We start from the raw sequence: 24,960 nt of genomic DNA, 5'->3' as shown, positions 1-24,960 counted from the left end.
ACGCCGCTCCTCAGGAATGCGCTTGGGACAATTTACCGCTGGCTTCAACACCGCCGTTGGTTGGCGGCTCTTTGAGGACCACACGTTTGATCGGGCCAACGATGACCAGATAGCTGAACACCGCGACCAGTGCGTTGGCACCGACGAACACCAGCGCCCATTTGAACGAACCGGTGGAGCTGATGATGTAGCCAATCACGATCGGCGTGGTGATCGAAGCGATGTTGCCGAAGGTGTTGAACAAGCCACCGCTCAGGCCGGCAATCTGTTTCGGCGAGGTGTCGGAAACCACCGCCCAGCCCAGTGCGCCAACGCCTTTGCCGAAGAACGCCAAGGCCATGAAGCCAACCACCATCCATTCCACTTCAACATAGTTGCAGGCAACGATGCTGCTGGAAACCAGCAGGCCGGCAATGATCGGCGCTTTGCGGGCGAAGGTCAGCGAGTGGCCCTTGCGCAGCAGGTAATCGGAAATCACCCCGCCAAGCACACCACCAATAAAGCCGCAGATTGCCGGCAACGAGGCGATGAAACCAGCCTTGAGAATGGTCATGCCACGCTCTTGCACCAGATACACCGGGAACCAGGTCAGGAAGAAATAGGTGATGCCGTTGATGCAGTACTGGCCCAGATACACGCCGAGCATCATGCGGTTGGTCAGCAGTTGACGGATGTAATCCCACTTCGGACCGTCGGACTTTTTGCCCTTCTGATCCATGTCAACCATGCCGCCGTTTTCAGCGATGTGTTTGAACTCGGCTTCGTTGATACGCGGGTGCTCACGCGGGCTGTAGATCACTTTCAGCCAGACCAGCGAGAAGATGATCCCGAGAATCCCCATGACGATGAACACGTGCTCCCAGCCAAAGGAGTAAACGATCCAGCCCATCAGCGGTGCAAACAACACGGTGGCGAAGTACTGCGCCGAGTTGAAGATCGCCGAAGCGGTACCGCGTTCAGCGGTCGGGAACCACGCCGCCACGATGCGCGCGTTACCGGGGAACGATGGCGCTTCAGCCAGGCCCACGAGGAAGCGCAGCATGAACAGCGCAACGATGGCCGTGGACATGCCGAACTCACCGACAAAGCCTTGCAGCACGGTGAACAGCGACCAGGTGAAAATGCTCAGGGCATAGACTTTTTTCGAGCCGAAGCGATCGAGCAGCCAGCCACCGGGAATTTGCCCGGCCACGTAGGCCCAACCGAATGCGGAGAAGATGTAGCCGAGGGTGACTGCGTCGATGCCCAGATCTTTTTGCAGGCTGGAGCCGGCAATGGCGATCGTGGCACGGTCGGCGTAGTTGATCGTGGTCACCAGAAACAGCATGAGCAGGATCAAATAGCGGACGTGAGTCGGCTTGGACGATTGCATGTAGATGTACTCCCACTGATTATTTTTATGCGCGGGTGAATCTTCTTTGGTATTCCCTGTAGGAGCTGCCGAAGGCTGCGATCTTTAAGATCGAGATCAAAAGATCGCAGCCTTCGGCAGCTCCTACAGGGGTATTGCGTGTATCAGGAACCGATGTAACTGGTCTTCACGACCGTGTAGAACTCTTGCGCATAGCGGCCTTGCTCACGTGATCCATAGGATGAACCTTTACGGCCACCGAACGGAACGTGGTAATCGACGCCAGCGGTCGGCAGATTGACCATGACCATCCCGGCTTGCGAATGGCGCTTGAAGTGGTTGGCGTACTTCAACGAGGTGGTCGCAATACCCGCCGACAGACCGAATTCGGTGTCGTTGGCCATCGCCAGCGCCGCGTCGTAGTCAGCCACGCGAACGATGTTGGCCACCGGGCCGAAGATCTCTTCGCGGCTGATGCGCATCGACGCTTCACTGTCGGCAAACAGCGTTGGCGCGAGGAAGTAACCCTCGGTGTCGCAGGTCACCAATCCACCGCCGCTGACCAGACGCGCACCTTCGGACTGGCCGATGTCGATGTACTTCATGTCCTGCTCAAGCTGAGCCTGGGAAACCACTGGACCAATATCGGTGCCGGATTTCAGCGCGTGGCCGACCTTGATCGACTTCATGCGCTCGGCCATGGCTTCAACGAACTTGTCGTGAATCCCGGCGGTGACGATCAAACGGCTCGACGCAGTGCAACGCTGACCGGTTGAGTAGAACGCGCTCTGCACCGACAGCTCGACCGCTTGCTTGAGGTCGGCGTCGTCGAGAATGATCTGCGGGTTCTTGCCGCCCATTTCCAGCTGAACCTTGGCCTGACGGGAAACGCAGTTGACCGCGATCTGCCGACCCACACCCACCGAACCGGTGAAGCTGATGCCGTCGACTTTCGGGCTCTGCACCAGCGCATCGCCAACCACGCGACCGCTGCCCATCACCAGGTTGAACACGCCGGCCGGGAAGCCTGCGCGGGAGATGATTTCTGCCAGTACCCAGGCGCAACCCGGTACCAGATCGGCGGGTTTTAGCACCACGCAGTTACCGTAGGCCAGCGCTGGAGCGATTTTCCATGCCGGAATGGCGATCGGGAAATTCCACGGGGTGATCAGACCGACCACACCCAGTGCTTCGCGAGTCACTTCAACATTGACGCCCGGACGTACCGACGGCACGTAGTCGCCGGACAGACGCAGGCATTCACCGGCGAAGAACTTGAAGATGTTACCGGCGCGGGTCACTTCGCCGATGGCTTCGGGCAGGGTCTTGCCCTCTTCCCGGGCCAGCAGGGTGCCGAGTTCTTCGCGACGAGCGAGAATTTCCGTGCCGACTTTATCCAGCGAGTCGTGACGGGCCTGAATACCCGAAGTCGAATAGGCCGGGAACGCGGCGCGGGCAGCGTCGATGGCGGCGTGAACCTGAGTCAGGTCAGCCTTGGCGTAATCGCCGATGGTGTCGCTCAGTTCCGACGGGTTGATGTTGGCCGAGTAGTCGGCACCGGCAACCCATTCACCGTTGATGTAGTTGTCGTAGCGTTTTGCATTTGTCACAGGGGCAGCCCTCAAAACTAAAAGCCTTTACGCAAAAAGCCGCTGATTACTCAGCGGCCGCGTTTTTGTCGGGTGTTACTGCGCACCTTGCTTGTCGATCAGCGCAGCGAGCATTTCGTACTCTTCGCCAGTCAGATCGGTCAGCGGCGCCCGCACCGGGCCTGCGTCATAGCCGGCGATTTTCGCGCCTGCCTTGACGATGCTCACGGCATAACCGGCCTTGCGGTTGCGGATGTCGAGGTACGGCAGGAAGAAGTCGTCGATGATCTTGCCGACGGTGGCGTGATCTTCACGAGCGATCGCGTGGTAGAAGTCCATCGCGGTTTTCGGGATGAAGTTGAACACCGCCGACGAGTAAACCGGTACGCCCAGCGCCTTGTAGGCAGCGGCGTAGACTTCGGCGGTCGGCAAGCCACCCAAGTAGCTGAAACGATCACCGAGGCGGCGACGGATCGACACCATCAACTCGATATCGCCCAGACCATCCTTGTAACCGATCAGGTTCGGGCAGCGCTCGGCCAGACGTTCCAGCAGCGGCGCGGTCAGGCGGCAAACGTTGCGGTTGTAAACGACTACGCCGATGTTGACCGATTTACACACGGCTTCAACGTGAGCGGCAACACCGTCCTGGCTCGCTTCGGTCAGGTAGTGCGGCAGCAGCAATAGGCCTTTGGCGCCCAGACGCTCGGCTTCCTGAGCGTATTCGATGGCCTGACGGGTCGAACCACCGACACCGGCGAGGATCGGCACGCTGGTTTCACAGGTGTCGACGGCAGTCTTGATGATTTCCGAGTATTCGCTGGCGGCCAGGGAGAAGAACTCACCGGTGCCGCCGGCGGCGAACAAGGCTGAAGCACCATACGGAGCCAGCCATTCCAGGCGTTTGATGTAGCCGGCGCGGTTGAAATCGCCCTGCGCGTTGAAATCGGTCACCGGGAAAGACAGCAGGCCGGCAGAGAGGATGGACTTCAGTTCTTGTGGATTCATTATTCGAACACCCTGGTAGCAACGTTTTTTGTGATTGGTCCGTTCAGCCTTCGCTGAAGTTGTAGGTCATCGTACAACTTAAATAATAACCGTCAACTGCATTTCATCGTTGTGGGTGTTTTTTTGTCGGACAAAACTGTTTAAGGCTTGGCATGACTCGTCGCAAAAGCCCGTATTTAAAGGGTTATGGCGCGGAAATGTCTGGTCAAGATTCGTTTACTGAGCGTTGGAGAAACGCCGGGTAAGGTGCGACGACTGCCACGAAGGATCGTGGCGGACCTTCGAAGGAAACCGAAATGTTCGTGAATTATGCTGCCCCGACCCTCGCGCAAATCGCCTCTTCTGCCTCTGACACCCTCACCCTTCAGCTGTCCGCGCTACCCGATGTATTGATCATGCAGGTCCCGGATTCCAGCGATTTTCCAGCGAACTGGAGCGTTTACCCGATTCTCGGTGATGACCCGGAAGAGCCGGAATGGGCAGGCGAAGAAGTGGACACTGGCACCTGGGACGATGCCGAGGACGAGATGGAAAAACTGACGGGGATCGAGTTGCAGATCCCCAAAGAGGTGCTGCGTCCGTACCTGAACAGGGAGGTCGAATTGCGCTACAAGTTTTGTGATGAGTCGAGTATGGAGCCGTTTTCGGAGGTGTTGAGGTTGCGGATCGAGGGCTGAATCGCGTCGTGCGGTAGAGGTTACCGTTCGTCGGAACTGGTATTTCTTACAGGTGCCAGCGATTTTCGAATACTCGCTTAATGACTGAGGAGTAACGAACCGGCTCCGCCCGCGCATCCGCCGCATGCCGTCGCTTGCGCTCATTCAAAGGTTTAACAGATAGCGAAAAGGAATTTGATCATGACTGCACAAGTAAACGCGCTCGCTAAACCAGTACTCAAAGAGGCCAAAGACGACGTTCTTTTTGTTGGGAAGTTAGAGGGCGTCGCTCACGGATTGGTGACTTACGAAAACTCGGTTGTCGGCGACGTCGTTGCGCTGCACGTAAAAACCTCTACCGGCAACGACTTCGAGACTCATGTCACATTGACTTCAGCGACGTCAATGCCCCTCATCTTCGTTATTCCCAAAACTATTTTTGAGAAAAACCTCGTTCCAGGTGCAAACGCCAAGCTTCACTACAGCGTTACCCGCGCCAGTAATGTTTCCGCGTCGCCAGTGCTGACAGTTCGACTCGAACCTTAATTACCCGTCACCCCTGCGCCTGCGCCTCTTCATGGGCCTGGCGCAGTCTTTCACGGCTGTTGGTCAGGTGCAGACGCATCGCCGCACGCGCCGCATCGGAATCCTGACGAGCAATCGCGTCGTAGATTTCTTCGTGCTCACGGCTCAGGCGGCTCATGTAATGCTGCTGATCATCATGGGCCAGTCGCGCCGAGTTCAGCCGCGTACGCGGGATAATGCTGGTGCCCAGGTGGGTCATGATGTCGGTGAAGTAGCGATTGCCGGTGGACAGGGCGATTTCCAGGTGGAAAGCAAAGTCTGAAGCCACAGCATCGCTGGCGTGGGCGGCGCTTTCGTTGAGCGCATCGAGGGCGGCGCGCATGGTTGCCAGTTGTTCGGCGCTGCGACGTTGCGCGGCGAGGCCGGCAGACTCGACTTCGAGGCTGATGCGCAATTCAAGGATGGCCAGTACGTCACGCAGGGTGACGACGGTGGCCGGGTCGATGCGGAAACCGCTCGGGCTTGGCGTGTCGAGTACGAAGGTGCCGATACCGTGGCGGGTTTCAACCTGACCGGCAGCCTGCAAACGGGAAATCGCCTCGCGCACCACAGTGCGGCTGACGCCATGGGCTTCCATGATCGCCGACTCGGTAGGCAGTTTGTCACCGCGCTTGAGCAGGCCATCGCGGATCTGCTCGCTCAGCACCGTCACCAGTTCCTGGGCCAGGCTGCGGCGCTTGCGCGGAAGACGCGGGGTTTCGATCAGGTTTTCCATGGTGTGCATCTAGTCTCGAAAATTCGGCTTGGAGGCATGATAGCTCAAGCGGGTTGTACGATCACTTTCCGGTTTACATCGCTTTATGTAGGAGTGAGCCTGCTCGCGATGACGTCCGCACATTCAGCATCAATGTGACTGACCCTACGCTATCGCGAGCAGGCTCACTCCTACAGGGGTTTAGCGGTGATCAGGCAGTCACGGTTTGTTCAACCAAATGGCCGCTGTCGATCCGCACATGCCGTGGGTGGAAGCGTTTCAAGCTGCTGCGATGGCCGACGCTGACAATGCTCAACCCCGGTATCTGATCAATCAACGCCTGATACAGCGTCGCTTCGTCTTCCTCATCCATCGCCGAAGTGGCTTCGTCCATGTACAGCCACTGCGGTGCGTACAGCAACGCGCGAGCGAAGGCCAGTCGCTGCTGTTCGCCCGGCGACAGCATGCGTTGCCAGTGATTGGCCTCGTCCAGCCGCGCAACCAGATGCGGCAAGCGACAGGTTTCCAACACTTGTGCATAACGTTCCGACGCGTAGGTGTCGCCCGGTTGTGGATAACTCAAGGCTTCACGCAGGGTGCCGATCGGCAGATACGGTTTCTGCGGCAGGAATAAATAGCGCGCTGCCGGCAAACGAATGTTGCCGTGCCCCGCTGGCCACAAATGCCCCATCGCCCGTAGCAGCGTCGACTTGCCGCTGCCGGAACGCCCGCTGAGCATCACTCGCTCACCTTGTTCCACAGTCATATCGGCATTGGTCAGCAGATGACGACCGTCGGCCAGATCCAGACCGAGGTTGTGCACCTGCAATTCGTTGCCCTGATTCTGCACGTCGATTGCTGGCGTGCGTTCTTCGTTGTCGGTCATGGCCTGACGGAAACTCAGCAGACGATCACAGGTGGCGCGCCAGGACGCGAGGCTTTGGTACGCACTGATGAACCAGCTGAAACTCTCCTGGACGTTGCCGAATGCCGAACTGATCTGCATCAGTTCACCCAGTTCGATCTTGCCGGAAAGGTAACGCGGCGAAGCCACAATGAACGGAAAGATAATGGCCGCCTGGCTGTAACCGGCGGTGAAGAAGGTCAGGCGCTTGGACACTTTCATGATGTCCCAGAAGTTGTGCCAGACATTCCCGAAGCGAGCGCTCAATCGGCGGTTCTCATTCGGTTCGCCGTTGTACAACGCGATGCTTTCGGCATTCTCGCGAATCCGCACCATGGAAAAACGCAGGTCAGCTTCAAAGCGTTGTTGTTGGTTGTTCAGACCGATCAAGCGGCGACCAATCAAATGCGTCAGCCAACTGCCCACCACCGCATAAACCAGCACACACCAGAACATGTAGCCGGGAATGGTGATGCCATAGACTTCGATACTGCCCGACACGCCCCACAAAATGATCGAGAACGACACCAGACTGACGATATTGCGCAGCAGCCCGATCCCCAGCTCAAGGGTATTGGAGGTGAAGTTGTTAAGGTCTTCGGAAATCCGCTGGTCCGGGTTATCGGTGTAACCGCCCTGCTCCAGCTGGTAGTAATTCTTGTCGGCAAGCCAACGCGAGAAATGCTTTTCAGTGAGCCAGGCCCGCCAGCGGATGGTCAGCATCTGCGTCAGGTAGAGCCGATACACCGCACCGACAATGGCCACCGCCGCAATGCCGCAGAAATACAGAATCAAGCGCCAGAACGCCGCTTCATCCTTCTTTTGCAGGGCGTTGTAAAAATCCTTGTACCAGGTGTTGAACCACACCGAGATGCCCACACTGAGCAACGACAGGGCGATCACCGCAATCAATAGCGTCCAGGCCTTGCCCTTCTCTTCACTGCGCCAATAAGGCGTGATGATCGCCCACACTTTGCGGAAAAACTGCCCGCGCACAGCATCGTTGACCGCGGAATATTCAGCGTTCTGATTCATGGATAAGGCTCAATATAGAAAAGAACAGACACGCACCGATCATAGATGATCGGTGCGTTTTATCGCGAGGGCTGGCGATAGTCGTTCAGCGCAGGTTCAGCGACGAACCGGGCGCTTCTGCAGTTTGCGCTGCAGGGTGCGGCGGTGCATGCCCAAGGCACGGGCAGTGGCGGAGATGTTGCCTTCGTGCTCGGTCAGCACACGCTGAATGTGCTCCCACTGCAGGCGGTCGACCGACATCGGGTTTTCCGGCACCAGACTGTCGAGGTCAGCGTGCTCCGAAAGCAACGCCGCCAGCACATCGTCGGCGTCGGCCGGTTTGCACAGGTAGTTGCAGGCGCCGCGTTTGATCGCTTCGACCGCGGTAGCAATGCTCGAATAACCGGTGAGAATCACCACGCGCATTTCCGGGTCCAGTTCCAGCAACTTGGGCAGCAACACCAGACCGGAATCGCCGTCCATTTTCAGGTCGAGCGCAGCGTAGTCAGGCAGATCGGCCTGGGCGATGGTCAGGCCTTCTTCGGCGGAGCCGGCGGTGCTGACGCGAAAGCCACGGCGAGCCATCGCGCGGGCCATCACTCGGGTAAACGTTGCGTCGTCGTCGACAAGCAGCAAATGCGGCAGTTCTTCGCCTTCGACTTGGATTTCGTCACTCATGTTGGTCTCCTCGGGCGCCGTGGGGCAGGCGCAGCTCGGTGAGCGTGCCGCCTTCCTCATGACTATAGAGTTTCACTGAGCCGCCGGCGCGTGTCACGCTGGCCTTGCTCAAAAACAGGCCCAGGCCGAAACCTTTGCCCTTGGTGGTAAAAAACGGTTTGCCGATCTGTTCGGCGATGGCCAGCGGCACACCGGCGCCGTGGTCACGAATGCTGATGGTCACCGTTTCCGCGTCCCAGTCCAGGGTCACCTTGAGGTTTTCCGGACAGGCATCGGCGGCGTTGTTGAGCAGATTCAACAGCGCCTGAGTCAGGTCCGGCGGCGGCGCCATGCGCGGCACGGTGCCTTGGCCGAGACGGTGGAAGCGATAACTGGCCTCAGGACGCATCAGGTGCCAGCGGTTCAGCGCTTCGTCGAGCCAGTCGGTGACGTCCTGCATCTCCACGGCCAAGCGACGATTGGCTTCGGCGGCACGCACCAGTTGCTGCAAGGTTTCTTTGCAGAGTTTGACCTGATCTTGCAGGACCTTCAGATCATCCTGCAGCATCGGGTCGGGGTGATCCTGCTGCATTTCCTTGAGCAATACGCTCATGGTCGCCAGCGGTGTGCCCAGTTCATGGGCGGCGCCGGCAGCCTGGGTGGCGACGGCGAGCAATTGCTGATCGCGCAGGCCTTCTTCACGGCGGATCGCGCGCAATTCTTCCTGACGGCGCAGCTCCTCAGCCATGCGTGCCGCGAAGAAGGTGATCACCGCAGCGGCCAGCGCGAAGCTCAGCCACATGCCGTAGATCTGCAGGTTTTCGCGGGCGACCGGCAGGGTTTCCAGCGGATAGAAACGCGTCAGCATCACTGTGTACAACGCCAGCGCGATGCCGGACAGAATCACCGAATAGCGCCATGGCAGCGTCACCGCGGCGATGGTCAACGGCACCAGATAGTAGGAAACAAACGGGTTGGTCGAACCGCCGGAGAAGTACAGCAGCGCACTGTGGATCACCAGATCACAGGCCAGTTGCAGCGCATATTCAAGCTCGGTTACCGGCCACGAAGTACGCAGACGCACAGCGGTGAACACGCAGAGCAGCGTCGAGCAGCCGAGGGTCATCGCCAGTTGCACCCACGGCAACGGCAACAATTGCAGCCAGTAGGCCAGGCCAACCGAGCCAGCCTGCGCGGCGAGCACCAGGGTGCGGATGAAAGTCAGCCGCCAGAGGTTCTGGCGAGTGGCGGAAGTCAGTTGTACGGGGGCGAGCATGAGCTCTCCTGATGAGCGCTCCAGGCGGATCGCACGGAGTATAACCAACGCACGGCCTTGAGAGGCGAAAGTGCGGCAAACGACCACACCGCACAAGCTGCAAGTTTCGAGCTGCAAGCGGCAAGTAAAAGCTTTTGGCTTGCAGCTTGAGGCTTGCAACTTGAAGCTGCTTTCTGGAGTCTGATGGTTTCACGCAGGCCCCGAACCATCACCTGCGCCCTCATCAAGGAGCTTTCATGCATACATTTCGCCGCAGCGCCGCCCTTCTCGCCCTGACCGTCGGCAGCATCGCCAGCCTTCCGGCCCTGGCCGCCGACGAGCTGCACTACAACCAGATTTCCCTGCGCGCCGAAGTCAGCACGGAAGTGGCCCGCGACCTGATGATCGTCACCCTCTACACCGAAGAGCAAAACACCGACCCGGCGAAACTCGCCGCCGACGTCAGCACCACCATGAACAAGGCCTTGGCCCAGGCCAAGCAAGTCAAAGACATCACCCTGCGCCAGGGCAGCCGCAACAGCTACCCGATCTACGACACCAAAGGCCAGAAGATCACCGGCTGGCGTGAACGCGCCGAACTGCGCCTGGAAAGCGCCGACTTCGCCGCCCTGTCCAAACTCACCGGCGAACTGTTGGGCGACCTGAAAATGGGCGGCATGGACTTCGCCATCGCCGACCCGACCCGCAAGGCCAGCGAAGACCAGTTGCTCAAAGAAGCCGTGACCGCCTTCAAGGCCCGCGCCCAACTGGCCACCGATGCACTGGGCGGCAAGGGCTACAAAATCGTCAATCTGAACCTCAACAGCAACGGTTATCCACAACCGTACCTGCGCGCGCCGATGATGATGAAAGCGGCGGCCATGGATTCGGCGCCGGTTACGCCGGAAGTTGAAGCGGGTACGAGCCAGGTCAGCATGACCGCTGATGGTTCGATTGAAGTGTTGATGCAGTGATTTGATTTAGGCTGAATAAAAAACCGCCGATCGGTGAATGATTGGCGGTTTTTTTGTGCCTGGGATTTATAGCGAACAATCCGCCGCCTTCGCGAGCAGGCTCACTCCCACAGGTTGAACGCATTCCAATGTGGGAGCGAGCCTGCTCGCGAAGAACGATAACGCGGTGGATCAGACTGATTATGTCTGCGGATCAACCCGATCCAGCGCCCGATTCACCGCCAACTCGGCCAGCATGATGATCTGCTGAATCGCCAACGCCGTATTACGCTCAGGCCGGCCCAACTGATCGGCAAAGTTACCGGTTAACGTGTTCGCCGACGCCAGTGATTCACAGGCATGTGCCAGCAGGCTTTCGGTGTCGATGTTCGGCTGGATCAGGAACATCGTGCTGGGTTGCCGGGGTTTGACCGGGTCGGGGCTGAGGTAGAAATCGAGGGCGCGTTTGATGGCTTCGCGGGTTTTGATCTGGTCTTCGGCGCGGATGGCGTCTTCGAGTGGGGTATCAAGGGGTGGGTCAGGTATCAATTTATCCATGGAAAATTTCCTTATGAACTGACGCCATTCATTTCCGATCTCACTCGAGAAATGAGGTGGCAACTATGTACGGAGTGAGATTACCGGTAAGGAAACCAACCCGGCCGGACAAAGTCCGCCCGTACATAGCCGCCATAAAAAACTGCCGACAGCATGAGCTGGCGGCGATTATGAGGTGGCTTGTGCAGGTTTCCAAATTCAATAACCGGGAATCTCACCTCCCGATCGCTGAGTTTTCAGCGACACCCAGAGCCTAGAGAGCCGACGTCCGACGGACAACCTGAAAACCTTGTGGGAAGGTTCTGGTTATCTGACACAGATTTAAACAGTCAAAAGCCAACCCTCACCCTGGCCCTCTCCCGGAGGGAGAGGGGACTGACCGAGTTGTTTGGGAGAGCTACGCCGACTTGAAATACCGAGTTGAACTCAGATGCTGAATCAGATCAAAAGCCCCTCACCCTAGCCTTCTCCCGGAGGGAGAGGGGACTGACTGTGGTGTTTGGGAGAGGTACGCCGACGTGAAATACCGAGCCGAACGCAAATTTTGAGAGGCCCACCAATCGGCTCCCTCTCCCTCGGGAGAGGGCTGGGGTGAGGGGCGAATCCAATACAAAATCAAAGCCGAACACCCGCTCTTCACCACTCAATAGGCCGAGTGTCAGCTCGCCTGCTCTTGATCTTGATCTTGATCCACGGGCGACGTCGGAAGGAACCCCGAGCCCCAGCGAGCGGGCCGCACGCAGGAGCAAGCCTTTTTGGTTACTTTTTCGGCGTCTGGAAAAAGTGACCCGCAGTAAGGGCGGAACCCTAAGCAGCCATAACCGAAGCAACGGATATGCACCCAATAAAAAACGCCCAGATATACCGAGATAGACACTCCCCCGAGAAAAACGATATTTCCGATACCCCGCTATTCCCCGCTAACCTCAACCAACAACCACCTCCAATTTCCCAGGGGACTCCATGCCAAGATCCACCCTAAGACCGCTCCTGATCTCCCTGGCCCTGGCCACAACCGCCCCGCTAGCCAACGCCGCCACCACCCTGGTCTACTGCTCCGAAGCCAGCCCGGCAGGCTTCGACCCCAGCCAATACACCAGCGGCACCGACTTCGACGCCTCCGCCGAAACCGTCTTCAACCGCCTCACCCAATTCCAACGCGGCGGCACCGACATCGAACCCGGCCTGGCGACAAAATGGGACATCTCCCCGGACGGTCTGCAATACACCTTCCACCTGCGACAAAACGTAAAATTCCACACCACCGACTACTTCAAACCCACCCGAGACTTCAACGCCGACGACGTCCTCTTCACCTTCCAGCGCCTGCTCGACCCGGACAACGCCTTCCGCAAGGCCTACCCCGCCGAGTCCCCGTACTTCACCGACATGGGCCTCAACACCACGATCAAATCGGTCGAAAAACTCGACGACAACACCGTGCGCTTCAACCTCAACAACGTCGACGCCGCCTTCGTGCAAAACCTCGCCATGAGCTTCGCCTCAGTGCAATCAGCCGAATACGCCGCGCAACTGTTGAAGGAAGGCAAAGCCGCCGACCTCAACCAGAAGCCGATCGGCACCGGCCCGTTCGTGTTCAAGCGCTACCAGAAGGATTCACAAATCCGCTACACCGCCAACAAGGCCTACTGGAAACCCGAAGACGTCAAAATCGATAACCTGATTTTCTCGATCACTCCCGACGCCGCCGTGCGCCTGCAGAAGCTCAAGGCCGGCGAATGCCAGGTCAGCGGCTACCCGCGTCCGGCCGACATCGAAGTGATGGAAAAAGACCCGAACCTGCGCGTGCTCAAACAGGCCGGATTCAACCTCGGCTTCCTCGCCTACAACACCACCCATGCGCCTCTCGACCAGCTCAAAGTGCGGCAGGCGCTGGACATGGCCATCGACAAACCGGCAATCATCAAAGCCGTCTACCAAAGCGCCGGCCAGCTGGCGCAAAACGCTTTACCGCCGGCGCAATGGTCGTATGACCCGACCATCAAGGATGCCCCTTACGACCCGGTCAAAGCCCGGGTGCTACTGAAAGAAGCAGGGGTTGCGCCAGGTACAACCATCAACCTCTGGGCGATGACAGTGCAACGCGCATCGAACCCGAATGCGCGCATGTCGGCACAGATGATCCAGCAGGATTGGGAGAAAATCGGCATCAAGGCCAACATCGTCAGTTACGAATGGGGCGAGTACATCAAACGTGCGAAAAATGGCGAGCACGACGCCATGATCTATGGTTGGACAGGTGACAACGGCGACCCGGACAACTGGCTTGGCGTGCTCTACAGCTGCGCGGCGGTGACAGGCAGCAACTACGCCAAATGGTGCGATCCGGCTTACGACAAACTGGTGCAACAGGCCAAGTTGTCCACGGACAAGGAGCAGCGGGTAAAACTGTATCAACAGGCGCAACTGATCCTTAAACAGCAAGTACCGATCACGCCGATTGCCAACTCCACGGTGTTCCAGCCGCTGCGCAAGGAAGTGACCGACTTCCGTATCAGCCCGTTCGGTCTAACCCCCTTCTATGGCGTGGGTATAAATAAGTAACACCGAGCCCCAAGGCGGCGCGCACAAGGTGACCAGCGCACCGTTTTGGGGCTCCATTTGCACCGTTAAAACCACTCGCAAACGGTCAAATGCGTCAAAAGTTATACAGATGCGACATTAAGGTACGTTCGTGCCACCGTTTGAGGCCGCCGACCGCTCTGGATCTTGCATTGGGTATGGCCCCTGCATAAGTATCCGCAGGCACGACTCACGAGGTCGTACCTCACAACTAAAAAATGACAACAAATCATGAGGCCAACATGCTTAAACACGCGGTCATTCCGTTTTTAGTCGGCGCAGGCTTGTTAGCCTCCGCACCTTTCGCATCCGCTGCGACTAACCTGGTGTTCTGCTCCGAAGGCAGCCCGGCCGGTTTCGACCCAGGCCAGTACACCACCGGAACCGACTTCGACGCCTCAGCCGAAACCATGTTCAACCGTCTGACCCAGTTCGAGCGCGGCGGCACCGCCGTGATTCCTGGTCTGGCGACCAAGTGGGACATTTCCGATGATGGCCTGACGTACACCTTCCACCTGCGTGAAGGCGTCAAGTTCCACACCACCCCGTATTTCAAGCCGACTCGTGAGTTCAACGCCGACGACGTGCTGTTCACCTTCAATCGCATGATTAACAAGGATGACCCGTTCCGTAAGGCGTACCCGACCGAATTCCCGTACTTCACCGACATGGGGATGGACACCAACATCACCAAGATCGATAAAGTCGACGACCACACCGTCAAGTTCACTCTGAAAGAAGTGGATGCTGCGTTCATCCAGAACATGGCCATGAGCTTCGCCTCGGTGCAGTCCGCCGAATACGCAGCGCAACTGTTGAAAGAAGGCAAGCCTGCCGACATCAACCAGAAGCCGGTCGGCACTGGTCCGTTCGTGTTCAAGAGCTACCAGAAAGACTCCAACATCCGCTTCACCGGGAACAAAGAGTACTGGAAGCCTGATGACGTGAAGATCGACAACCTGATCTTCGCCATCACCACCGACCCGTCGGTACGTATTCAGAAGCTGAAAAAGAACGAGTGCCAAGTCACCCTGTTCCCGCGTCCGGCCGACCTGAAAGCGCTGAAAGAAGACAAGTCGCTGAAGATGCCTGATCAGGCTGGCTTCAACCTGGGCTACATCGCCTACAACGTGATGGACAAGGTCAAAGGCAGCAACGAGGCGAACCCGCTGGCTGACCTTCGTGTACGTCAGGCGCTGGACATGGCGGTGAACAAGCCGCAGATCATCGACTCGGTTTACCAGGGCGCAGGCCAACTGGCCGTCAATGCCATGCCGCCGACTCAGTGGTCTTACGACACCACCATCAAGGACGCCAAGTACGATCCTGAGAAAGCCAAACAGCTGCTCAAGGAAGCCGGCGTCAAGGAAGGTACCGAGATCGTCCTGTGGGCAATGCCGGTACAGCGTCCATACAACCCGAACGCTAAACTGATGGCTGAAATGCTCCAGTCCGACTGGGCCAAGATCGGCTTGAAAGTGAAGATCACCAGCTACGAGTGGGGCGAGTACATCAAGCGTTCCAAAGGTGGCGAGAACCAGGCCATGATCATTGGCTGGAGCGGTGACAATGGGGATCCGGACAACTGGCTGAACGTGCTGTTCGGCTGCGACTCGCTCAACGGCAACAACTTCTCCAAGTGGTGCGACAAGAAGTACGACGGTCTCGTCAAGGATGCCAAGCGCACCCCCGATCAGGCCAAGCGCACCGAACTGTACAAACAGGCGCAACACGTCCTTAAAGATGCTGTTCCCTACACACCTATCGCTCACTCGACGGTGTTCCAACCCATGCGCGCCAACGTGCAGGATTTCAAGATCAGCCCATTTGGCTTGAACTCCTTCTACGGCGTCAGCGTCAGCAAATAAGGCACTGCAGCGGCGACGTTTTTAACGTCGCCGCTATTTTACCTGCCGGGAATTTAGGAAATTGCCTACAGCCAATTCCACTGTGGATTACCGCAGCGGTATAGGACGTGTCGCCTTTTCCTACGAGCTTTAAGGCATTTACGCATTTACTGCCAGGACCGCGGCCCCTACCGTCGGGTACTGACCAGCGTCTGTGTGGGCCACCGGTTTGCCGTACGTACTGGATTGAGCTCGATGCAGCCCAAAACGTCTCCGGATGAGACGACGGCGCATTGAACAACACTAAAAAAAGAGGGAGCGTCATGCGCCATACCTTGATTTGTTCCGCATTGCTGGGCGCCGGCCTGTTGGCCGCCTCGTCCGCCAGTTTCGCCGCCAGCAAAAGCCTGGTGTTCTGCTCTGAAGGCAGCCCGGCGGGTTTTGATACCGCGCAATACACGACAGCGACCGATAACGACGCCGCCGAGCCGCTGTACAACCGTTTGGTCGAGTTCGAAAAAGGCGCGACCAATGTCGTACCTGGTCTGGCGACCACGTGGGATATTTCCGAGGATGGTCTCAAGTACACCTTTCACCTGCGTGAAGGTGTGAAGTTTCATACAACGCCGTACTTCAAACCGACCCGCGACTTCAACGCCGATGACGTGTTGTTCACGTTTAATCGCATGCTGGATGCCCAGCAACCTTTCCGTAAGGCTTATCCGACCGAGTTCCCGTATTTCAACGGCATGAGCCTGAACAAGAACATCGCCAAGGTCGAGAAGACCGGGCCGCTGACCGTGGAGTTCACGCTCAACAGCGTCGACGCCGCGTTCATTCAGAACATCGCCATGAGCTTCGCCGCCATCCTGTCCGCCGAATACGCCGACAAACTGCTGGCCGAAGGCAAGCCGAGCGACATCAACCAGAAACCGATTGGCACCGGGCCGTTCGTGTTCAAGAGTTATCAGAAAGACTCGAACATCCGTTACACGGGTAATAAACAATACTGGGATCCGAGCCGGGTCAAACTCGACAACCTGATCTTCGCGATCAACACCGACGCCTCGGTGCGCGTACAGAAGCTCAAGGCGGGCGAATGCCAGATCACCCTGCATCCGCGCCCTGCCGATGTTGAAGCGTTGAAGGCTGACCCGAAGTTGCAACTGATTTCCAAGCCGGGCTTCAACCTCGGCTACATCGCCTATAACGTGCGCCACAAACCCTTCGACCAGCTCGAAGTGCGTCAGGCGCTGGACATGGCGGTGAATAAACAGGGGATTCTCAACGCTGTTTATCAAGGCGCCGGCCAACTGGCCGTGAACGCCATGCCGCCAACCCAATGGTCCTACGACGACAGCATCAAAGACGCCGCCTACAACCCGGAAAAAGCCAAAGAGCTGCTCAAGGCTGCCGGCGTCAAGGAGGGCACCGAGATCACCCTGTGGGCGATGCCGGTGCAACGTCCATACAACCCGAACGCCAAACTGATGGCCGAAATGCTCCAGGCGGACTGGGCCAAGATCGGTCTGAAAGTGAAGATCGTCAGCTACGAATGGGGCGAGTACATCAAGCGCACCAAAAATGGCGAGCACGACATCAGCCTGATCGGCTGGACCGGTGACAACGGGGATCCGGACAACTGGCTCGGCACGCTGTACAGCTGCGATGCCATCGGCGGCAACAACTACTCCATGTGGTGCGACCCGGCTTACGACAAGCTGATCAAACAGGCCAAGGTCGTCACTGACCGCGACCAGCGCACCGTGCTCTACAAACAGGCTCAGCAATTGCTTAAACAGCAAGTGCCGATCACGCCTGTCGCCCACTCGACGGTCAACCAGCCGTTAAGCGCGAGGATCGAAGGGTTCAAAGTCAGCCCGTTCGGTCGCAACGTGTTCTCGGGTGTCGGTATCGATTAAACCAGACGATTAGCCGCAACGCTGAGGGGCGCTGTCTAGCCCCTCACGCAAGCGCTTTGCCGAAATTCGCCAATCCGGCTTTTGGCAAACGTTTGCGATGTGTGAATGAGTTCTAAACCAATAACCGGCATACCAAAAAAAGCCGGCATAAAAAGAAAGTAAAGGAGCTTCACCCATGAAACTGAGCAACACCGCGATACTGGCCTTGGCCATCAGCAGCATCACCGCCGGAGCCCATGCTGAAAGCGTCAGCCAGGACTTCATGCCGACGCAACTGGCCAGCACCAGCGCCCAGTCCGAAGCCAAGGGTTTTATCGATGGCCAGAGCCTGTCGGGCTCGACCCGTAACTGGTACGCCAACGAAGAAAAAAAGCGCGGCGGCACTTTCAGCTATGAACGCCACGGCGAAACCCTGACCGGTTCGCGCCGGATCAACTGGGTCCAGGGCACCATCCTCAACTACACCTCGGGCTTCACCCAAGGCACCGTGGGGATCAGCACTGAAGTCGCGGCGTACAACGCCATTGCACTGGATCGCAGCCGCGAAGACATCAAGGGCGGTTCCAACCGTACCCTCGCCCACTCCAACGGCGACGCCGTCGATCAGTGGAGCAAACTGGGTCTGGCCAACGTCAAGGCGCGTATCTCCAACACCACCCTGACCGCCGGCCGCATGAACTTCAGCAGCCCGATCGTCGACGTTATCGGCAACCGTCCGCTGCCTTCGAGCTTCGAAGGTGTGGCGATCCACAGTGAAGAATTCGACAATCTGTCGTTCGACCTCGCGACCTTCGACCGCGTGTCACCACGTACCGAACAGAGCCTGTCGAAATTCCGCACCGAATACAGCAACACCGGCGTTGAAACCGACCACGTCAACACCGCCGGCGTGAACTATCAGCCGCTCAAGAGCCTGAAAACCAGCCTCTACGCGACCCAGGCTGAAGACTTCTGGAACCAGTACTACTTCGGCGCCACTCACGAACTGGGCGACAGCTCGGTACTGAGCCTGACCACCGGCCTGAACTACTACAAGACCGTCGACGAAGGCAAAAAGTTGATGGGCGAGATCGACAACGACACCTACTCGCTGTCGTTCGGTCTGACTCACCAGGCACACACCCTGACCTTCTCGTACCAGGAAGTGAACGGTAACGAGTACTTCGACTACCTGCACGAAACCAACGGCATCTACCTGGCCAACTCCCTGTTGTCGGACTTCAACGGACCAAACGAGAAATCCTTCCAGATCGCCTACGGCATCAACATGGCCGAGTACGGCATTCCGGGCCTGAAGTTCAACGCCTACAGCGCTCGCGGTTGGGGCATCGACGGTACTCACTACGTCGGCACCGCTTACGACGTGCGCAGCATGGACGGCGAACACCATTACGAATACGGCATTGGTTCTTCGTACGCCGTGCAGAGCGGCCCGCTCAAGGCCACCACGATCCGCGCGACCTACACCACCCACCGCGCCAGCGAAAACCAGGCTGACGGCAGCATCAACGAGTTCCGTCTCGTGACGACCATCCCGTTCAACATCCTGTAAAAAACGCCAGCCGACGGCTGACTCATGATGAGTCGGCCGTTCGGCTTTTTGTCTTCAACCGATTGCAGAGGGTTATCGATGAAAATGCTTCCCCTACGTGCGGCCATCGCGGCTGCGTTGCTGAGTGTCGCTGTCGGCGTCTCGGCCAAACCCTTGGTGGTCTGCACCGAAGCCAGTCCGGAAGGCTTCGATATGGTCCAGTACACAACTGCAGTCACGGCGGACGCTGTGGCCGAAACCATCTTCAATCGTCTGGTGGACTTCAAGCCTGGCACGACGGAAATCGTTCCGGCCCTGGCAGACACCTGGGAAATCAGTGAAGACGGCCTGACCTACACGTTCCACCTGCGTAAAGGCGTCAAGTTTCACACCACCGAATACTTCAAGCCGACCCGCGACATGAACGCCGACGACGTGGTCTGGAGCTTCCAGCGTCAGCTGGACCCAAATCACCCGTGGCACAAGCTGTCGAGCGTGGGCTTCCCGTACTTTGAAAGCATGGGCTTCAAAGAACTGCTCAAAAGCGTCGAAAAAATCGACGACCACACGGTCAGGTTCACCCTGACCCGCCGCGAAGCGCCATTCCTGGCGGACGTCGCGATGCCGTTCACCGCCATCTACTCCGCCGAATACGCCGATCAGTTGCTCAAGGCCAACAAGACCGGCGACCTCAACAACAAGCCTGTCGGCACCGGCCCGTTCATCTTCCAGCGCTACGCCAAGGATGCTCAGGTGCGCTTCAAGGCCAACCCGGATTACTTCCGTGGCAAGCCGCCGGCCGACGCGTTGATTCTGGCGATCGCCACCGACAACAACGTGCGCCTGCAGAAGCTCAAGGCCAACGAGTGCCAGATCGCCCTGTATCCGAAACCGGATGACATCCCGAGCATCAAGAAAGACGACAAGCTTAAGGTCGAAGAGCTGAACGCGATGACCGTCTCGTACATCGCCATGAACACTCAGCACAAATACATGAGCGACGTGCGCGTGCGTAAGGCGATCGATATCGCCTTCGACAAAGCGGCTTACGTCAACGCGCTGTTCGGCCCGGGCAATGCGACCGTTGCGGTCAACCCGTACCCGGACACGCTGCTGGGCTACAACCACGACCTGAAGAACCCGCCACGTGACCTCGACAAGGCCCGCGCCCTGCTCAAGGAAGCCGGCGTGCCGGAAGGCACCGTGTTTACTCTGTTTACCCGCAACGGCGGCGGTCCGACCAACCCCAACCCGATGCTCGGCGCGCAAATGATGCAGGCTGACCTGGCGAAAGTCGGGATCAAGATCGACATCCGCGTGATGGAATGGGGGGAAATGCTCAAGCGCGCCAAGGCCGGTGAGCACGATATGGTCTCGGCCGGATGGGCGGGCGACAACGGCGACCCGGATAACTTCCTGACGCCTATGCTCAGTTGCGAGGCGGCAAAAAACGGCGAGAACTACGCGCGCTGGTGCAACGAGAAATTCCAGACGCTGCTGGATGAAGCACGGGCTAAAGTAGATCCGGCCGAACGCGCCGCGCTCTACGAACAGGCGCAAGTATTGTTTAATCAGGATCAGCCATGGATCAGCATGGCCCACACCAGGATGTTTACCGCAATGCGCAACAACGTAGAGGGCTATCACATCAGCCCTCTCACCACTAATAACTTCGCCACCACCCAGGTGAAGTAGATAAGAAACTCCCGGTGCCCCTGACCCCAGGGACGCCGGGCACGCCTAACCGGCTGATGAGGTACCACACAAGATGTTTAGTTTTATTGCCCGCCGACTGGGGTTGTTGATCCCCACGTTTTTCGGCATCACCTTGCTGACTTTCGCGTTGATTCGCATGATTCCGGGCGACCCCGTGGAAGTGATGATGGGCGAACGTCGGGTCGACCCCGAAATGCACGCTCAGGCAATGGAACGCCTAGGTCTGAACAAGCCACTGTATGCCCAATATCTGGACTACATCGGCAAACTGGCCCACGGCGATCTCGGCGAATCCCTGCGTACCCGTGAAAGCGTGTGGACCGAGTTCACCTCCCTCTTCCCGGCGACTCTGGAACTGTCCATGGCCGCCCTGTTGTTCGCCGGCATTCTCGGGCTTCTGGCCGGGGTAATCGCGGCACTCAAACGAGGATCGCTGTTCGACCACGGGGTGATGGGCATCTCCCTCGCGGGGTATTCGATGCCGATCTTCTGGTGGGGCCTGATCCTGATCATGTTCTTCTCGGTGAGCCTGGGCTGGACCCCGGTTTCCGGGCGGATCGACCTGCTCTACGACATCGAGCCACGCACCGGTTTCATGCTGATCGACACGCTGCTGGCCGACGACATGGGCGCGTTCCTCGATGCTCTGCATCACCTGATCCTGCCAGCCATCGTACTCGGCACCATTCCGCTGGCGGTGATCGCGCGGATGACCCGTTCGTCGATGCTCGAAGTGCTGCGCGAAGACTACATCCGCACCGCCAAGGCCAAAGGCCTGTCGCCGTCGCGCGTGGTATTCGTCCACGGTCTGCGTAACGCGCTGATTCCGGTACTCACCGTGGTCGGCCTGCAAGTCGGCACGCTGCTGGCCGGTGCGGTTCTGACCGAAACCATCTTCTCCTGGCCCGGTATCGGTAAATGGCTGATCGAAGCCATCGGCGCCCGGGACTATCCGGTTGTGCAAAACGGCATCCTGTTAATCGCCTGCCTGGTGATTCTGGTCAACTTCGTAGTGGACATCCTCTACGGCTTTGCCAACCCACGCATCCGTCATCAGCGCTGAGGTCCATACCATGAGCACTCCAACATCCTCAGTAGCCACCGCCGCCAACGCGGATCAAAGTCTGCTGTACCCGTCGCCGTACAAAGAATTCTGGCAAGCCTTCTCGAAGAACAAGGGCGCGGTTGCCGGCCTGCTGTTCATGTTGCTGGTGATTTTCTGCGCGCTGTTCGCGCCGTGGGTCGCGCCGCATAACCCGAGCGAGCAATACCGTGACTTCCTGCTGACGCCGCCGGCGTGGCTGGAAGGCGGGCAGATGCAGTTCCTGCTCGGCACCGATGAACTCGGTCGCGACCTGCTGTCGCGCCTGATCCAGGGTTCGCGCCTGTCGCTGCTGATCGGTTTGTCGTCGGTGGTGATGTCGCTGATTCCGGGGATCCTGCTGGGTCTGTTCGCCGGCTTCTTTCCGAAGATGATCGGCCCGACCATCATGCGTCTGATGGACATCATGCTGGCCCTGCCATCGCTGCTGCTGGCTGTGGCGATCGTCGCCATCCTCGGCCCTGGCCTGATCAACACCGTGATCGCCATTGCTGTGGTGTCCTTGCCGTCCTACGTGCGTCTGACCCGCGCTGCGGTGATGGGCGAACTGAACCGCGACTACGTGACCGCCGCTCGCCTCGCCGGTGCCGGTCTGCCGCGTCTGATGTTCATCACCGTGCTGCCGAACTGCATGGCGCCGCTGATCGTTCAGGCGACTCTGAGCTTCTCCTCGGCGATTCTCGATGCCGCCGCACTGGGCTTCCTCGGCCTTGGCGTACAACCGCCAACTCCTGAGTGGGGCACCATGCTGGCCTCGGCCCGCGACTACATCGAACGCGCCTGGTGGGTGGTAAGTCTGCCTGGTTTGACCATTTTGCTCAGCGTGCTGGCAATCAACTTGATGGGCGACGGTCTGCGCGATGCGCTGGACCCGAAACTCAAGAACGCCGCCTGAGGAGATTCCCATGTCACTGCTAGAAATCAAGAATCTCAACGTTCGCTTCGGCGACAAGACCGCGACGCCGGTGGTCGATGGCCTCGACCTGAAAGTCGACAAAGGCGAAGTACTGGCCATCGTTGGCGAATCGGGCTCGGGTAAATCCGTGACCATGATGGCGCTGATGGGCCTGATCGAGCATCCCGGCATCGTCACCGCCGACTCGCTCAGCTTCGATGGCAAAGACATGCTCAAGCTGAGCAACCGTCAGCGTCGGCAGATCGTCGGCAAAGACCTGTCGATGGTCTTTCAGGATCCGATGACCGCACTGAACCCGAGCTACACCGTCGGTTTCCAGATTGAAGAAGTGCTGCGCCTGCACCTGAAAATGTCCGGCAAGCAAGCGCGCAAACGTGCGATCGAACTGCTGGAAAAAGTCGAAATCCCGGGCGCCGCCAGCCGTATGGACGCCTACCCGCATCAACTGTCCGGCGGTATGAGCCAGCGCGTTGCGATCGCCATGGCGATTGCCGGCGAGCCGAAACTGCTGATCGCCGACGAACCGACCACGGCACTCGACGTGACGATTCAGGCGCAGATCATGGATCTGCTGCTGGCGTTGCAGAAAGAACAGAACATGGGCCTGGTGCTGATCACTCACGACCTCGCGGTCGTGGCGGAAACCGCCCAGCGCGTCTGCGTGATGTACGCAGGGCAAGCCGTTGAAGTCGGCCAAGTGCCGCAACTGTTCGACGTCCCGGCGCACCCGTACAGCGAAGCATTGCTCAAGGCGATTCCCGAGCACAGCCTCGGCGCCGCACGTCTTTCGACCCTGCCGGGCATCGTTCCGGGCCGCTACGACCGTCCGCAAGGTTGCCTGCTGTCACCGCGCTGCCCGTACGTGCAGGACAGCTGCCGCGCGCAGCGTCCAGGCCTTGATCCGAAAGCCCACAGCCTTGCCCGCTGCTTCTTCCCGCTGAACCAGGAGGTGGCGTAATGGCCGTCGTACTTACCGCCCGCGACCTGACCCGTCACTACGAAGTCTCCCGTGGCCTGTTCAAGGGCCATGCGACTGTACGCGCACTGAATGGCGTGTCGTTCGAACTGGAAGCCGGCAAGACCCTCGCTGTTGTAGGCGAATCGGGCTGCGGCAAATCCACCCTCGCCCGCGCTTTGACGCTGATCGAAGATCCGTCGTCCGGATCCTTGAAAATTGCCGGCCAGGAAGTCGCCGGTGCCGACAAGGCCCAGCGCAAGCAACTGCGCAAAGACGTGCAGATGGTGTTCCAAAGCCCATACGCGTCGTTGAACCCACGGCAGAAAGTCGGTGACCAGCTCGGCGAACCGCTGCTGATCAACACCAACCTCTCCGCTGCCGAACGTCGCGAGAAAGTCCAGGCGATGATGAAGCAGGTCGGTTTGCGCCCTGAGCACTACCAGCGCTATCCGCACATGTTCTCCGGCGGACAGCGCCAGCGTATCGCCCTGGCCCGGGCCATGATGCTGCAACCGAAAGTGCTGGTGGCGGATGAACCGACCTCGGCATTGGACGTGTCGATTCAGGCGCAGGTGCTCAACCTGTTCATGGATTTGCAGCAGGAGTTCAACACCGCGTACGTGTTCATCTCGCACAACCTTGCGGTGGTGCAACACGTGGCCGATGACGTGATGGTGATGTACCTCGGTCGCCCGGTGGAGCTGGGGCCGAAGAACGACATTTACGAGCGTCCATTGCACCCGTATACCCAGGCGCTGCTGTCGGCAACCCCGACCATTCACCCGGACCCGAACAAGCCGAAAATCAAGATCGTCGGCGAACTGCCTAACCCGCTGAACCCGCCACCGGGCTGTGCTTTCCACAAGCGCTGCCCGTACGCGACCGAGCGTTGCAGCACGGAAGAGCCGGCGTTGCGCCAGCTCGACAGCCGGCAGGTGGCTTGCCACTACGCCGAGCAGTTCCTCGACGGCGCGGCCTAAAACCGCCCTGAAACAATGTGGGAGCGAGCCTGCTCGCGAAAGCGCTGAATCAGTCACCATTAATGTTGACTGAGATGACGCCTTCGCGAACAGGCTCGCTCCCACAGGGGATGTGAGTTATTCCTGAGTTGAGCAAACCCCTCCCACCTCGATTGCGCATCAGTCGAGGCAGAAGGGGTTT

20 protein-coding genes are annotated in these 24,960 nt (G+C 58.6%); 12 read left to right on the top strand and 8 right to left on the bottom strand.

Annotation, left to right across the window (positions count from 1 at the left end; all coding sequences use genetic code 11):
- Window positions 1–10: 10 nt before the first annotated feature.
- The 3 genes from HU718_RS05255 to kdgD all read right to left on the bottom strand — a co-directional run bounded on the left by HU718_RS05255 (window position 11) and on the right by kdgD (window position 3,948).
- Window positions 11–1,372: an MFS transporter gene (locus tag HU718_RS05255; protein WP_007915342.1), complete on the bottom strand. Its 1,362-nt coding sequence runs from the start codon at window positions 1,370–1,372 to the stop codon at window positions 11–13.
- Window positions 1,373–1,515: 143 nt separating this feature from the next.
- Window positions 1,516–2,961, bottom strand: a complete 1,446-nt coding sequence (locus HU718_RS05250) for an aldehyde dehydrogenase family protein (RefSeq protein WP_186616579.1) — start codon at window positions 2,959–2,961, stop codon at window positions 1,516–1,518.
- A 75-nt stretch (window positions 2,962–3,036) separates the two neighbouring features.
- Window positions 3,037–3,948: a 5-dehydro-4-deoxyglucarate dehydratase gene (gene kdgD, locus HU718_RS05245; protein WP_016984321.1), complete on the bottom strand. Its 912-nt coding sequence runs from the start codon at window positions 3,946–3,948 to the stop codon at window positions 3,037–3,039.
- 296 nt (window positions 3,949–4,244) lie between these two features.
- Between kdgD and HU718_RS05240 the strand changes: the two genes are divergently transcribed.
- Both HU718_RS05240 and HU718_RS05235 read left to right on the top strand, forming a co-directional pair.
- Entirely contained in the window at window positions 4,245–4,625 is a 381-nt protein-coding gene (locus tag HU718_RS05240) for a hypothetical protein (RefSeq protein WP_186616578.1), read from the top strand.
- Window positions 4,626–4,805: 180 nt separating this feature from the next.
- Window positions 4,806–5,150 (top strand): hypothetical protein, encoded by a 345-nt coding sequence (locus tag HU718_RS05235; RefSeq protein WP_186616577.1) that lies wholly within the window; start codon window positions 4,806–4,808, stop codon window positions 5,148–5,150.
- Between the two features lie 7 nt (window positions 5,151–5,157).
- Here the strand turns inward: HU718_RS05235 and HU718_RS05230 are convergent, their stop codons facing one another.
- From HU718_RS05230 to HU718_RS05215, 4 genes are all read right to left on the bottom strand, one after another.
- The gene (locus HU718_RS05230) at window positions 5,158–5,904 is read right to left on the bottom strand and encodes a FadR/GntR family transcriptional regulator (protein WP_016984324.1); all 747 of its coding nucleotides are present in this window, start codon (window positions 5,902–5,904) and stop codon (window positions 5,158–5,160) included.
- Between the two features lie 190 nt (window positions 5,905–6,094).
- Window positions 6,095–7,822: an ABC transporter ATP-binding protein/permease gene (locus tag HU718_RS05225; RefSeq protein WP_150705932.1), complete on the bottom strand. Its 1,728-nt coding sequence runs from the start codon at window positions 7,820–7,822 to the stop codon at window positions 6,095–6,097.
- Window positions 7,823–7,918: 96 nt separating this feature from the next.
- Entirely contained in the window at window positions 7,919–8,479 is a 561-nt protein-coding gene (locus tag HU718_RS05220; protein WP_003221630.1) for a response regulator transcription factor, read from the bottom strand.
- Window positions 8,472–9,734 (bottom strand): ATP-binding protein, encoded by a 1,263-nt coding sequence (locus tag HU718_RS05215; protein ID WP_038357512.1) that lies wholly within the window; start codon window positions 9,732–9,734, stop codon window positions 8,472–8,474. The genes HU718_RS05220 and HU718_RS05215 overlap by 8 nt, the downstream gene beginning before the upstream one ends.
- 236 nt (window positions 9,735–9,970) lie before the next feature.
- Here HU718_RS05215 and HU718_RS05210 point away from each other — a divergent pair, with 236 nt between their 5' ends.
- Window positions 9,971–10,687: an SIMPL domain-containing protein gene (locus HU718_RS05210; RefSeq protein ID WP_064119337.1), complete on the top strand. Its 717-nt coding sequence runs from the start codon at window positions 9,971–9,973 to the stop codon at window positions 10,685–10,687.
- A gap of 180 nt (window positions 10,688–10,867) precedes the next feature.
- Here HU718_RS05210 and HU718_RS05205 read toward each other — a convergent pair whose 3' ends face one another.
- Window positions 10,868–11,224 carry a DUF6124 family protein gene (locus HU718_RS05205; protein WP_099757991.1) on the bottom strand — a complete coding sequence of 119 codons (357 nt, stop codon included), beginning with the start codon at window positions 11,222–11,224 and terminating at the stop codon, window positions 10,868–10,870.
- Between the two features lie 963 nt (window positions 11,225–12,187).
- Here HU718_RS05205 and HU718_RS05200 point away from each other — a divergent pair.
- From HU718_RS05200 to HU718_RS05160, 9 genes are all read left to right on the top strand, one after another.
- Window positions 12,188–13,789, top strand: coding sequence for an ABC transporter substrate-binding protein (locus tag HU718_RS05200; RefSeq protein WP_186616576.1), 1,602 nt, complete (start codon window positions 12,188–12,190; stop codon window positions 13,787–13,789).
- Between the two features lie 260 nt (window positions 13,790–14,049).
- Window positions 14,050–15,675, top strand: a complete 1,626-nt coding sequence (locus HU718_RS05195) for an ABC transporter substrate-binding protein (RefSeq protein WP_095119501.1) — start codon at window positions 14,050–14,052, stop codon at window positions 15,673–15,675.
- Between the two features lie 302 nt (window positions 15,676–15,977).
- Window positions 15,978–17,576, top strand: a complete 1,599-nt coding sequence (locus HU718_RS05190; RefSeq protein WP_150731566.1) for an ABC transporter substrate-binding protein — start codon at window positions 15,978–15,980, stop codon at window positions 17,574–17,576.
- Between the two features lie 175 nt (window positions 17,577–17,751).
- A complete protein-coding gene (locus HU718_RS05185; RefSeq protein ID WP_102900704.1) occupies window positions 17,752–19,128 on the top strand; it encodes an OprD family porin in 1,377 nt (458 codons plus the stop codon).
- Between the two features lie 78 nt (window positions 19,129–19,206).
- Window positions 19,207–20,802, top strand: a complete 1,596-nt coding sequence (locus HU718_RS05180; protein WP_150731565.1) for an ABC transporter substrate-binding protein — start codon at window positions 19,207–19,209, stop codon at window positions 20,800–20,802.
- A 73-nt stretch (window positions 20,803–20,875) separates the two neighbouring features.
- Window positions 20,876–21,886: an ABC transporter permease subunit gene (locus HU718_RS05175; protein WP_007953665.1), complete on the top strand. Its 1,011-nt coding sequence runs from the start codon at window positions 20,876–20,878 to the stop codon at window positions 21,884–21,886.
- 10 nt (window positions 21,887–21,896) lie between these two features.
- A complete protein-coding gene (locus HU718_RS05170; protein WP_034154447.1) occupies window positions 21,897–22,820 on the top strand; it encodes an ABC transporter permease subunit in 924 nt (307 codons plus the stop codon).
- Between the two features lie 10 nt (window positions 22,821–22,830).
- Window positions 22,831–23,799 (top strand): ABC transporter ATP-binding protein, encoded by a 969-nt coding sequence (locus HU718_RS05165; RefSeq protein WP_016985406.1) that lies wholly within the window; start codon window positions 22,831–22,833, stop codon window positions 23,797–23,799.
- Window positions 23,799–24,779, top strand: a complete 981-nt coding sequence (locus HU718_RS05160; RefSeq protein ID WP_007917625.1) for a peptide ABC transporter ATP-binding protein — start codon at window positions 23,799–23,801, stop codon at window positions 24,777–24,779. The genes HU718_RS05165 and HU718_RS05160 overlap by 1 nt, the downstream gene beginning before the upstream one ends.
- Window positions 24,780–24,960 lie beyond the last annotated feature (181 nt).

Origin of the sequence: Pseudomonas tensinigenes (assembly GCF_014268445.2) — a bacterium.
In the GTDB taxonomy this organism is placed as follows: Bacteria; Pseudomonadota; Gammaproteobacteria; order Pseudomonadales; family Pseudomonadaceae; genus Aquipseudomonas; species Aquipseudomonas tensinigenes.
The sequence above is the reverse complement of the archived record's forward strand: the minus strand, read 5'-3'. Positions and strand labels throughout refer to the sequence as shown.

What these genes read in the sequence shown, in the direction of transcription:
- HU718_RS05200 (WP_186616576.1), top strand. Translation starts at nt 12,188, where the DNA reads ATGCCAAGATCCACCCTAAGACCGCTCCTGATCTCCCTGGCCCTGGCC.
- kdgD (WP_016984321.1), bottom strand. Translation starts at nt 3,948, where the DNA reads ATGAATCCACAAGAACTGAAGTCCATCCTCTCTGCCGGCCTGCTGTCT.
- HU718_RS05180 (WP_150731565.1), top strand. Translation starts at nt 19,207, where the DNA reads ATGAAAATGCTTCCCCTACGTGCGGCCATCGCGGCTGCGTTGCTGAGT.
- HU718_RS05205 (WP_099757991.1), bottom strand. Translation starts at nt 11,224, where the DNA reads ATGGATAAATTGATACCTGACCCACCCCTTGATACCCCACTCGAAGAC.
- HU718_RS05190 (WP_150731566.1), top strand. Translation starts at nt 15,978, where the DNA reads ATGCGCCATACCTTGATTTGTTCCGCATTGCTGGGCGCCGGCCTGTTG.
- HU718_RS05255 (WP_007915342.1), bottom strand. Translation starts at nt 1,372, where the DNA reads ATGCAATCGTCCAAGCCGACTCACGTCCGCTATTTGATCCTGCTCATG.
- HU718_RS05175 (WP_007953665.1), top strand. Translation starts at nt 20,876, where the DNA reads ATGTTTAGTTTTATTGCCCGCCGACTGGGGTTGTTGATCCCCACGTTT.
- HU718_RS05160 (WP_007917625.1), top strand. Translation starts at nt 23,799, where the DNA reads ATGGCCGTCGTACTTACCGCCCGCGACCTGACCCGTCACTACGAAGTC.
- HU718_RS05240 (WP_186616578.1), top strand. Translation starts at nt 4,245, where the DNA reads ATGTTCGTGAATTATGCTGCCCCGACCCTCGCGCAAATCGCCTCTTCT.
- HU718_RS05165 (WP_016985406.1), top strand. Translation starts at nt 22,831, where the DNA reads ATGTCACTGCTAGAAATCAAGAATCTCAACGTTCGCTTCGGCGACAAG.
- HU718_RS05225 (WP_150705932.1), bottom strand. Translation starts at nt 7,822, where the DNA reads ATGAATCAGAACGCTGAATATTCCGCGGTCAACGATGCTGTGCGCGGG.
- HU718_RS05235 (WP_186616577.1), top strand. Translation starts at nt 4,806, where the DNA reads ATGACTGCACAAGTAAACGCGCTCGCTAAACCAGTACTCAAAGAGGCC.
- HU718_RS05215 (WP_038357512.1), bottom strand. Translation starts at nt 9,734, where the DNA reads ATGCTCGCCCCCGTACAACTGACTTCCGCCACTCGCCAGAACCTCTGG.
- HU718_RS05220 (WP_003221630.1), bottom strand. Translation starts at nt 8,479, where the DNA reads ATGAGTGACGAAATCCAAGTCGAAGGCGAAGAACTGCCGCATTTGCTG.
- HU718_RS05170 (WP_034154447.1), top strand. Translation starts at nt 21,897, where the DNA reads ATGAGCACTCCAACATCCTCAGTAGCCACCGCCGCCAACGCGGATCAA.
- HU718_RS05195 (WP_095119501.1), top strand. Translation starts at nt 14,050, where the DNA reads ATGCTTAAACACGCGGTCATTCCGTTTTTAGTCGGCGCAGGCTTGTTA.
- HU718_RS05230 (WP_016984324.1), bottom strand. Translation starts at nt 5,904, where the DNA reads ATGGAAAACCTGATCGAAACCCCGCGTCTTCCGCGCAAGCGCCGCAGC.
- HU718_RS05210 (WP_064119337.1), top strand. Translation starts at nt 9,971, where the DNA reads ATGCATACATTTCGCCGCAGCGCCGCCCTTCTCGCCCTGACCGTCGGC.
- HU718_RS05185 (WP_102900704.1), top strand. Translation starts at nt 17,752, where the DNA reads ATGAAACTGAGCAACACCGCGATACTGGCCTTGGCCATCAGCAGCATC.